Here is a 10,644-nt window from a genome sequence, read left to right as displayed (position 1 = left end):
GGCGACGCGGATCGGTCCGTGTCGATTCCCCGAGCTCACCGTCGTCGGTCCCGATCGCGAAAGGTGTCACCTATGCCGACCGCACTTCAGCGACTGCGAGTGGACGACCGAACTGTCACCTGTACCAGTCCCGCCGAGGCACATATGTTGTGGAACGAGGCGACGGCACCCGATGGTTTCTACCGGCACGCCGCGGCGGGTCTGCGCCCCGGGGATATCGTCCTGGATGTCGGTGCGAACATCGGGCTCACCGCCATGATGTTCGCACAGGCATGTCCCGGCATCAGGCTGATCGCGGCCGAGCCGGCTCCGACGATCTTCCATTGTCTGCAGCTGAATATGAGCGCCTACGTTCCCGAGGGGACCGCGCTGCGGACCGCGGTCGGCGCGGTGCCCGGCATCGCGCCCTTCACCTGGTATCCGCACGCATCGGCCAATTCCGGTCTGTACGCCGACCGCGCGGCAGATGACGAGACGACCAGGATTTTCCTGCGCAACAGCGGCCTGGACGACGCATCGATCACGTCCATTACGGCGGCTCTGCACGACGGCGAGCGTATCGACGTGGAGGTCGCGACGGCCTCGGCGATACTGGCCGAGCACGCCTCCACCGGCGAGATCGGATTGCTCAAGGTCGATGTCGAACGGGCGGAACTGGACGTGCTACTGGGCGTCGACGAGTCGGACTGGCCCCGCATTCGCGCCGTCGTCGCCGAGGTCCACGACATCGACGGCCGGCTCCGGCAATTCTGCGAATTGTTGAACCGCTATGGGCTGTCGCCGCGCAGCAGACAGGACCCGACCTTGGCCGGAACCGAACTGTACGAGGTCTATGCGACCCGGCCGACCGCCGGCGCCGCGGTCGTCGACCTCACCGACAAATAGCCGGATCCACCGGAATCCCGTATCGCCGCGGTCCGGGGCGGCGCGTCGCCTCGCGCGGCGCGGCATGGCCGGCGCATCGCGAACCCGCTCCTCACCAACGGGCGCCGGTCGCCTGCCTAGCCGATGTGGTCGATGCCGGCCCACAGGTCACAGTGATGCTGTGCGGCGAAGGTATCGGCCAAGCCGACGTGGTCGGTACCGAGCTCGAGGGTGACGGCGGAGTCGACGTTGGGCCACGGGGTGAGGGCCGGCGTGACGGGATCGCCGGTGTGGGCGAATTGAGCCCAGCTGTCCTGGATGTTGCGTGACAGCCCATCGGCGGCAGGTGACAACGGGATCGGCAGCCCCATGAGCGCGGAGAACACGTAGGGCACTTCGGCGGCGTGGAATGCGCCGGGCAACAGGGGATTGGGAGGCAGTGGTGTGTCGTTGAATTGGTATCGCCACACATGTGCGCCCCCTCGGTGGGCGGATTCGGCGGTGAATTGCGCCGGGCAGGCGAAGAACCCGTCGGTGAGGACGCGTTCTTTTGCGGCTGTGGGTGTGGGGTATGCGGCGGTGGGATAGCGCTGGAGCACGCGATCGGCGTTGCCGCCGAACAGTTCTCGGACCCACCTCGGGTAGTCGGCGCCGCTGGGCGCGGTCCCGTGCGCGTAGTCCAGGAGTGCGATGAAGGTCGCGCCCTCGTCGGCGTTGCTGCCGACGATCAATGGCATGTCGCGCACCGCGCCGTCGGCCAAGGCGTTTTCGGGAGTGTCGGTCACCACGATCCCGTCGCGGATGGGGGTCCAGGTGACGGCCATCGTGTTCAGCTGCGTCGTCGGGGAGTCGAGGAGTCGGTCGACGGGCAATGCCCGCAGGCAAGCCAACCGGGTGGCGGCGTCGCCACAGCCCACGCTGGACGCGTAGTCGCCGGATCGCTGGTAGGCGACTTCGGTGGTGGGTGGGGCGAGCGGACTTCGTGCGCACGAACCGCTTTCGACGATGGCTTTGGTGTAGAGGCCGCGGGCGGAGGGGGAGGCGAGCTGGGTGCAGACGCTCATGCCGCCGGCCGATTCGCCGAAGAGCGTGACATTGCCGGCATCGCCGCCGAGGGCCGCGGCGTTGTCGTGAATCCAGCGCAGCGCGGTCTGCTGATCGAGGGTCCCGTATGTGCCTGTCGCGCCGCCGTTTTCAACGGCGAGTTCGGGCAGGGCCAGGAAGCCGAACGGCCCGACACGATAGTTGGGGACCGCGACGATGACCTGTCCGTCGCGGACGAGTCGGGCCGGGGAATCGTATTGAGCATTCGATCCGAGGACGAACGCGCCGCCGTAGAGCCACACCATCACCGGCAGCGTCGTGCCGGCGGGGTGCTCCGGGATGTAGAGGTCGATACTGAGGCAGTCTTCGCTCGATGGCTGTAGCGCCACCCCGGGCACGGGGGATGACTGCGGGCATTGAGGGCTGTGGGCGAACGCCGGACGGACACCCGGCCAGCCCGGTGCGGGCTGCGGCGGCGAGAACCGGCCGGCCTGTGCGAACGGTACGCCGAGATATCGAATGACCCCATCGGCTCGTACACCGCGAATCTGCCCGCCGCTAACGCGTGCCACCGGCTCCGAGCCGGCGTCCGGTACGGCGTGAGCGGCCGGTGCCACGGCCGCGGCAGCAACCGCGACAACGCTGATCAGGATCGATGACAGCCACCGCGTTCGTGCGCGAGGGGCGGTGTGGATCGGCATGCGAAGCTCCCTGCCTCCATTTAATTTTGTAACAAAAGCACTGTAGGCGGGCCCGCTCGCTGGGGGCGCCCTTTCCGCGAAAGTCCGCCGATGTCGCGTGCGCATCCGTTTCCTCTTGCGGTGCAGGAGTATCGGCAGATGCCGGCGGTGGAGGCGCTCGTCGAAGGCCGAAGCCGCCTTCACGACCGCGGCCTCGGAGCAGCCGGTGCCGAGCCGACCCACCGATGGTCAGCGCAGGACTACACCCCGATCGACGAAGTTCCCTACGCCGGCCCCCTGCTTCCCGGAACCGACAGCATCCTGCTCGCCACCGGCTACGCGAAGTGGGGAATGACCAATGCCGTCGCGGCGGGTCTCGCCATTGCCGCGAGCCGGCTCGGCACACAGAAGCCGTGGGCCAACGCCTACCGCAGCCGTCGCGGCAGCGAGGTGACGGCGTGGCCCCGCGCACTGTCGATGAACGCCCAGGTGTCCCGTCACCTGGCTACCGGTTGGATCGGTTGCGCACGAGATCTTTTCGCTATCGCCCTCACGCAGGGGTGGCCGCGGTGTCGCTTTCGGCCCATGCGCGATCCCGGAGGGTGCCGAGGATCTGCGTCAACAGCCGCGAAATCTGCATTTGTGAGACTCCGAGCCGCTGGGCGATCTGAGCTTGAGTCTTCGACTCGAAGAATCGCATGATCAGGATGCGGCGGTCCTGCTCGGGGAGCGCGGCGATCAGCGGCCGGACGGCAGCGGCTTGCTCGAGCAGCTCGTAGCACGGTTCGTCGGCGCCGAGCGACTCGGCCAACGGAATGGAATCGCCGACCGCGGGGGTATCCAGCGAATCGGTGCGGTATCCGTTGGCCGCGACGAGTGCGTGAATCACCTCGACGGTTTCGACGCCCGCCGCCGCGGCCAGGTCTTCGGCCGTGGGCGTGCGCCCGATGCGTTGAGTCAGCGCGTCGGCTGTCGCGGCGAGTTGCTGTCTGAGTTCCTTGTACCGGCGCGGCACTCGCGTCGCCCAGGTGTGGTCGCGGAAATGCCTGCGTACCTCGCCCATGATGGTGGGCACGGCGAAGGCCAGAAAGGGCGTACCGCGATCCGAATCGAACCGCTCGACAGCAAGCACGAGCCCCATGCGGGCTGTCTGCAACAGATCGTCGAAGGGCTCGCCGCGGCCCGCGTATCTGCGGGAAATGTGTTCGGCCAAGGGCAGGCACAACTCGATGATGTGGTCGCGAAGTTCGCGCCGATGAGGATCGCCGGCCTCCAATTCGCGCATCTTGTCGAACCACGGCTCGATGTTGTCGTAGCTGTTGCTGTGATGGCGCGAGGGGTGCTGAGCTGCGGATCGCCGGGAAATCTGCTGTGTCATCGGAGGTGCTCCGTTCCGTCGAATGCGATGACATCGACGCGTCCATGGGACCGAGAAGAGGCGATATCTGCCTGGTTCGTTGTCCGAAGGGCCGATCGGTTTGCCGGTCTACCTGGAACAAACGCGAAATACGCCGGATATCATCGTTGGATGCAACCCGCGCCGTGGTTTCGAAACAGGTTGGTGCGCAATGGCTCACAGCTTCACCGCGACCTGGAGAGTTCGACGTCTTCCGGTCGCTCCTGTTGAGCATAAGACGAGATCGGGCCCCCGCGTCAAGGGGTATGCAGCAAGCTGCAACCGGCTCGTAGCCGCATGTGCGCACAAGTGTTCGAACAGCGGCGGGTTCTGGTGGTCTCGTCACCGTGGGCGGCGCGCTGCCGCGTCACCGCACCTACCCGTGGTCCGGCCCGCATCTGCCGGCCATGGGGGCGGTACCGTATCGAGGATGTTGCCGCCGGTGCGAGCAGCGACCACATCGGCTGGTCCGGGCGAGTGCGCCGATCGTCGACCGGATCATCACCTGGTTGCGTGTGAGCCGCGACCATGTGAATCACCGCTCGCTCGTGAACCGCGCATCAACCCCGGGAGGCCGCTGTGACCGATAGCCGATCGACTTCGAACCGCCGCCGCAGGACGATCGTGATCACCGGCGCCAGCGACGGCATCGGCGCGGTGGCCGCGCGAGCGCTCGCCACACCGGATGCCGACCTCGTCATCGCCGGTAGATCGGCGAACAAGCTCGCTGCCGTGGCCGCCGATACCGGCGCCACCGCGTTCACGGCCGACTTCGCCGTCCTCGACGACGTACGCGGGCTCGCCGAACAGATCGGTGCGCGAGCCGGCGCGATCGATGTGTTGCTCAACAACGCGGGCGGCCTCTTCGATCCGGGGCTGCGGACCATCGACGGGCACGAACCCAACTTCCAGATCAATCACCTCGCACCGTTTCTGCTCACCAATCTGCTGCGCGAGCGCCTCGCGGGGGCCGAGGGCGCGCTGGTGCTGAACACCGCGAGTGTCGGCAATCTGTTCGGGCGGGTCGACGTGTCCGATCTCGACTATGAGCGGCGGCACGCGTTCGGGTGGCGTGCCTACGGGACGAGCAAGCTGATGAACATCCTGTTCACTCGCGGTATCGCGCGGCGCTGGGTGGCCGACGGAATCGTCTCCGCGGCAGTGCATCCCGGTCCGGTGGCGTCGAGTTTCGGTAGGGACTCGCGGGCGGTGGGTCTGCTCTATCGCACTCCGTTGCGCCATATCGGGACGATCACTCCCGAGCGCGGCGCCGAACCGTTGATCGAGCTTGCCCGTCGCGGAGCCGACCCGGAGATCAACGGCGTCTACTTCCATCGTCACCGGGCGCGCGGCCCCGAGTCGCCGCAGGCGCACAATCGCCGGCTCATCGACGAACTGTGGTCCGCTTCAGCCGGTCTGGTCGGGATCGGCTGACAGCGGACCGCGCGCGGGTGGGGGATCGCAACGGCCTTGCTTACCTGTTCCTGTGACAGGCGAAGTACGCATACCGCGCACTGTCATCCGTGTGGCCGCTGGAAGTTCGGGTATGTCACGGGATTTGCGCGACACGCCGGCAATCGCGGGCGAAGCGGCCGGAGCGTGGGTTGCAATTCGAACTCGGACCGGCGCAGTTCCGGTCACGTGGTGACGGCCGGACGGTAAACCCTCGGTCGGGGTGGCCGACTCCGTGGCGGGGGCGAGGCGAATCCATGTGGCTGCCCGCGTATTTGGTGGAGTCGCCGCGCCGAACGCGCTCGGGGCCCCCGAAATGTTCCCGAAATATATTCGCTACCAATCGATTCGGGCGATCTTCGGGCGAGCGGGTTGTCGGACCATCCGAGTAACTTGGCGGTTATCAGCGCTTCACAAAAGTCTGCGGGGCGACGTTCTAAGGGGGCGGAGGGCCGTGTCGAACATCGACGAGCGAATCCGGATGGCCGTGGAATGGCTGCGCGGTAGTCAGATACCGCATCTCAGCGGGGGTGCGGGCTGGGGCTGGATACCCGATGTGCCACCCAACCCGCAGAACACCGCCGAGGTGGTCTGCGTTCTGCATCGCGCCGGTTGCGAAATCCCGCGTGCCGCAAAGGTCGCCATGTTGGTGCGGGCAACGGTCGTGCAACGGCCGAACGGTGACGAATGGTACTTCCGTACCCCCATCGACGTCGCATGGCGCATCCGCGCGCTGCGCTGTCTGGGGGTCGAAGAGTGCGATCGCGATCTGGCCGCGGCCGTGCGATCCCTACTGGATCAACAGGATTCCGAAACCGGGGGATGGCGGATCTCGGGATTCCTCGGCCCGGTATCGATTACCGCCACCGCGGCCGCCGTCGAGGCGCTCGTCGGTGACACCGGCCTCGACGGTGAACGCCACCAAGCCATCTCACGGGGGGTCGGTTATCTGGTCTCATCGATGTATCAGGATCAGCGTTCCCTGCCGATGTACGCCGCGGCTCATATCGCCACCGTCCTGGCCCGTCCCGAGATCGTCCGGATCGGTGACAAACGCGCCGAACGGGCCTGCACGATGGCGGTCAACCGGCTGCTGAACGGGCTGCGCCGCGGTGAATGCGAGATCGAGACCGAGATCTTTCGTCGTGACGATCTCGTCGATACCTGGCGTCATCTCACCCTGCATCTAGCGGTCGGTGCGGTGATATCCGCCGACAGCCGTACCATCTTCGACCCCGCGGTGCGCGCGGCGATCGTGGCGCTGCTGGATATGCAGGAGATGGATGCGCTGGCCATCTATCGAGGCGGCTTCCGCATCTCCGACGAGGGGCCGGTCACCTCCTACGCCACCACCCAGGCGCTGGAAGCCCTGCTGCAGGTGCGGCCCGCGATCAACGAACGAGTGAACCCGGCCAGGGTGTACGACGAGATCTGCCGTGCCGACGGTACCCACCGCACCGATCCCCAGGCGATCGCCTCGGTGCGTGGCCATCCGATGCTGATGAATTCCACTGCCGGAGAAGCGCTGCTGGTGCTCGGCGCGGCGGCCGGTGCCACCGTCTTCGCGTTGGCGGTAGGCTTCGACACCGTATTCGGCACGGTCGGTAGCCGGGCCCTGGTCGTGTGGGGCACGGCGCTCGTCGCCTTCGGCACCTACTGCGGGCTGGCCACGCGCTTTCCGCGATTACCGAAGAAGCGGGTGGCGAGCTCGGTGTTCGCGGCGTTCACCGCGCTCGTATTGCCGGTGGTCACCTATCTGCTGGCCTAGACCCGTGGCCGGCCCGATCGCCCTCATGATCGCGGTCACCTGTCTGTGGGGTACCTCCAGCGCGCTGCTGGCAGCGCTCGCCGCTCCGGCCACGGCGGGGCTGGTGGCTCTCGGCGGGGCGGTGCCGTTGCTGGTGTCGGCGCGGCTGCGCGGCCAGCATCCCTGGGCGACACTCACCACCTACCCGGCGCTGTACGTGCGATTGGGGGTACTGGAGGCCGCGAATCTGGCGTTGTACGTCGCGGCGCTGCGGATCGGCCCGCTGCCGGTGGTGGTCGCCCTGCACCTCACGGCGCCGGTTCTGATCATCGCGGTGGCTCTGCTGCGCGGGCGCCGGGCACGGACGCTTCCGGTGCTGCTGGAGTTGCTGCTGGTCGCGGCGGCCATCTGGCTGGTGACCGGGCGGCACCCGGGCGGTGCGGTGGCCGGCCCGGCGGTGGCCGGATGTGGCCTGGCGCTCGGCAGTGCGGCGTGCGTGGCAATGCTGGTCAGTGTGATCGCCCGGCAGCCGGGTCCGAACCACACGACCACCTCCGCGGCACTGCAATTGGTGCTGGGCGGTATCGCCAGCAGCCCGCTCCTCGCGCTCGACCCACCGTCGGTGCCGGCCGCGGTCGAGCTCGCCGCGGTGGGCGCCACCCTCCTGGGCCCGGGGTTCGCCCTCTACTGGCGGGCGCTGAGGTGGCTCGACGCGCCGACGGCCAGCGTCGTCGGTCTCAACGAGGCGGTGGTGGCAACACTGGTCGGGGCTGTGTGCACCCGGAGCCTGCCCAGCTCCGCGACGGCCGCCGCGGGCGTGCTCATTCTGATCGCGGTCGGGCTAGAGCAGCGCTCGGCGCCGCGAGACCGTGTGCCGCCCTGACGAAGTCGCTGCACGCCGAGGCGTCCTTGTCGCCGCGTGAGTCGTCGACGCCGGAGTTGACATCGACCCAGGACGGTGCCACCGCGTCGATCGCGGCGGTGAGATTGCGCGGGTTGAGCCCGCCCGCCAGCATGACCGGGAATTCCGATTCGCCGAGCAGGTCGACGATCCGTGCGCTGATCGACCAGTCGTGGGTACGGCCGGTTCCGCCGAGCCGGTTCGCCGAGCGCGAATCGAGCACCAATCCATCGCAATTCGGCGCTGCCCGCACAGCGTCACCGACCGCGCCCGGCCCGGTGACGTGGACCGCGCGGATCACCCTCCGCCCGGCCGCGCCGCGGCGGACCTCCCGCACGGTGTCGAGGGAGATCAGCCCGTGCAACTGGATGCAGTCCACGCCGATATGGTCGGCCAGGCGCAGTACGGCGCCGGCCTCGGTCAGGTGAGTGACCAGCACGCGCTCCATCGACGATGGCACCAGCCGCGACAATCGCCGGGCTCTGCGGACGTCGAGTTCGTCCTCGCTGAAATGTGTCGTGCCCGAAATGAACCCGGCCGCGTCGGCATCGGCCGCGACAACGGCCCGGAGGTCGGATTCGCTCCGGATACCGCAGATTTTCGCTCGGACGTTGATCATCGGCACACGATACTGCTCGGACTGTGCCCTTCGAGCGGACCGCGTCATTATTGGGTGCACTCCCAGTATGAACACTCTCGGCGAGTTCGGGCCGGAACCATCGCCCGGAAACGTTTCGACGTGGTGAAATCACCGCCCGCCGGCCTACTCCCGTGCCGTGGCGCCGGATGCTGCCGGCCGGGCGGCCCCGATCGAGCTAGGAATCCAGTTCGGTCAGGGCCTGCCGCAGATACTGTGCGATGTGCCCGACGTCGGGCACCGTGTCGGGGCAGGCGAGGATGCCGAAATCGAGCCGGCCGTTGTAGGACATCACGGTGATATTGAGACTGCCGGACAATTCGGTCAGCACCGAGACCGGGTAGCCGGCCAGGACGCGGATTCCGTTCAGATACAACGGTATCTGCGGTCCGGCAACGTTCGACACGATCACGTTGGCCAGCGGCAGGGCCGGTGCCGCGGCGCGGAGCAGCGCACGAGTGGGCACGCCGTGCAGTATCGGGCTCAGCAGCGAGGTGATCTGATGCAGCACGGTCGCCGGTTGCGCGCGGAAGCGTTCTTTGGCGACGAGTAGATCGTTGCGCAGCAGTTTGAGCCGGTGACGAGGGTCCGCCTCGTTGATCGGCAGCGGTGCGAGCATGACGGAGAACTGGTTGCCCGCCGTGCCGAACTGCTCGGGAGTGCGTACGGAGGTGGGCACCGCCGCCAGCAGTGGCCGGTCGGTGGGCAGGCCGCGGTCGCGCATCCAGTTCCGCAGCGCCGATGTGCACAATGCCATCACCACGTCGTTGACGGTCCCGTCGACGGATTTCTTGACGGCTTTCACCACGTCCAGCGGCAGCGAGACGTAGGCGACACTACGAATTGGTGTGATGGGGCCGTTGAACGGCACATCGGGATGCCGGTACCGGAGATCGTCACGGGCGCGCACCAGCGCCGGCCCCGCCTGCATCGCGGCGCGTGCGCGAGCCGACTGCCTGACCACCGCGTTGGGGAGACTGCGCGCGAGCATCTCGATCGGCGACGGTGTCCGATCGCGGCGCATACCGGACTCGGGCACCGGTGTGGTGGTGGGTGTTTCGGAGATATCGAGCACGGCGGCCATGATCTCGGCCGCGGAGACACCGTCGATCACCGCGTGGTGCACCTTGGTGTAGACGGCCTGACGACCACCGGAGAGCCCGGAGACGAGGTGGCATTCCCAGAGCGGCCGCGATCGTTCGAGTGGTTGCGCGTGGCACCGCGCGACGTACTCGGCGAGGTCCTCGTCGGTCGCGCCGTCCGGCAGGAGTACGTCACGGACGTGGAAGCCCAGGTCCACGGTTGTGCAATCCTCCCAGTACGGCTGGTCCAGACCGAGCGGGACCGTCCGTATCCGGTGCCGCAACGGTGCCACCAGGTGCAACCGTGCGGCGAACAGCCGGCGCAGGGCCGACACCTCGAGCGCGCCACCCGCTGCGTGGGCGGAATCGAGCAGCATGATCGCACCGATGTGCAGCGGCGTCGAGGAGGTTTCGCTGTCGAGCAGATGCAGATCCAGCGGGCTCAATCGGCGCGGGGGCCCGAAGGACGCGGCATGGGGGATGGTGGTGACCGAGCGGGCCGGCGCGGGGGCCGCCCGGTCCACGCCGGCTATCGATTCACCAGGTGTGCTGAGGTAGACCGTCGTGGTACGAGCGTCGAGAACTGTGGTGTCCGAGGGGCCCATGAGTTTCCTCCGGTCGTATCGACGTCCGGGAGGGATGTTCCGATGGCCGGGTGTGGTCCGCATCGATCCCGGAACGGGGGTGATGCCGCGGATCGCGGCGCGCGTGCGACGTTCGCGCGCCTTTGCTCGAACAGGAAGGTCGTTCCGGCTGTCGGGAACGTGGGTGCCAGTCTAGTTTTGCCCGTGATGCCGTGGGCTTCCCGCGGCGTTACACCGCGTAAATTGTGTGCAAACAG

Annotated in this window: 8 protein-coding genes; 4 read left to right on the top strand and 4 right to left on the bottom strand. The window is 67.6% G+C overall.

The genetic code is table 11. The annotated features are described in order from the left end of the window. Positions 1-72 precede the first annotated feature (72 nt). Positions 73-885, top strand: a complete 813-nt coding sequence (locus tag LKD76_RS19585) for an FkbM family methyltransferase (RefSeq protein ID WP_227982772.1) — start codon at positions 73-75, stop codon at positions 883-885. Positions 886-1,001: 116 nt separating this feature from the next. Here the strand turns inward: LKD76_RS19585 and LKD76_RS19580 are convergent, their stop codons facing one another. Together LKD76_RS19580 and LKD76_RS19575 are read right to left on the bottom strand one after the other, a co-directional pair. Next, positions 1,002-2,792, bottom strand: a complete 1,791-nt coding sequence (locus LKD76_RS19580; protein WP_227982771.1) for a carboxylesterase/lipase family protein — start codon at positions 2,790-2,792, stop codon at positions 1,002-1,004. A gap of 346 nt (positions 2,793-3,138) precedes the next feature. Then, the gene (locus LKD76_RS19575) at positions 3,139-3,966 is read right to left on the bottom strand and encodes a SigB/SigF/SigG family RNA polymerase sigma factor (protein ID WP_227982770.1); all 828 of its coding nucleotides are present in this window, start codon (positions 3,964-3,966) and stop codon (positions 3,139-3,141) included. A gap of 597 nt (positions 3,967-4,563) precedes the next feature. Here LKD76_RS19575 and LKD76_RS19570 point away from each other — a divergent pair. The 3 genes from LKD76_RS19570 to LKD76_RS19560 all read left to right on the top strand — a co-directional run bounded on the left by LKD76_RS19570 (position 4,564) and on the right by LKD76_RS19560 (position 8,066). Continuing rightward, positions 4,564-5,418 (top strand): SDR family NAD(P)-dependent oxidoreductase, encoded by an 855-nt coding sequence (locus LKD76_RS19570; RefSeq protein ID WP_227982769.1) that lies wholly within the window; start codon positions 4,564-4,566, stop codon positions 5,416-5,418. A 472-nt stretch (positions 5,419-5,890) separates the two neighbouring features. After that, entirely contained in the window at positions 5,891-7,204 is a 1,314-nt protein-coding gene (locus LKD76_RS19565) for a prenyltransferase/squalene oxidase repeat-containing protein (RefSeq protein ID WP_227982768.1), read from the top strand. A gap of 4 nt (positions 7,205-7,208) precedes the next feature. Further along, positions 7,209-8,066 carry an EamA family transporter gene (locus tag LKD76_RS19560; RefSeq protein ID WP_227982767.1) on the top strand — a complete coding sequence of 286 codons (858 nt, stop codon included), beginning with the start codon at positions 7,209-7,211 and terminating at the stop codon, positions 8,064-8,066. Here LKD76_RS19560 and LKD76_RS19555 read toward each other — a convergent pair. Further along, positions 8,005-8,703 (bottom strand): phosphoribosylanthranilate isomerase, encoded by a 699-nt coding sequence (locus LKD76_RS19555; protein WP_227982766.1) that lies wholly within the window; start codon positions 8,701-8,703, stop codon positions 8,005-8,007. The two genes, LKD76_RS19560 and LKD76_RS19555, sit on opposite strands and share 62 nt — an antisense overlap. Before the next feature lie 196 nt (positions 8,704-8,899). Continuing rightward, entirely contained in the window at positions 8,900-10,408 is a 1,509-nt protein-coding gene (locus LKD76_RS19550; protein ID WP_227982765.1) for a WS/DGAT/MGAT family O-acyltransferase, read from the bottom strand. Positions 10,409-10,644 lie beyond the last annotated feature (236 nt).

It is taken from the genome of Nocardia spumae, from assembly GCF_020733635.1.
Taxonomy (GTDB): domain Bacteria; phylum Actinomycetota; class Actinomycetes; order Mycobacteriales; family Mycobacteriaceae; genus Nocardia; species Nocardia spumae.
This window is presented reverse-complemented; position numbering and strand designations above follow the sequence as displayed.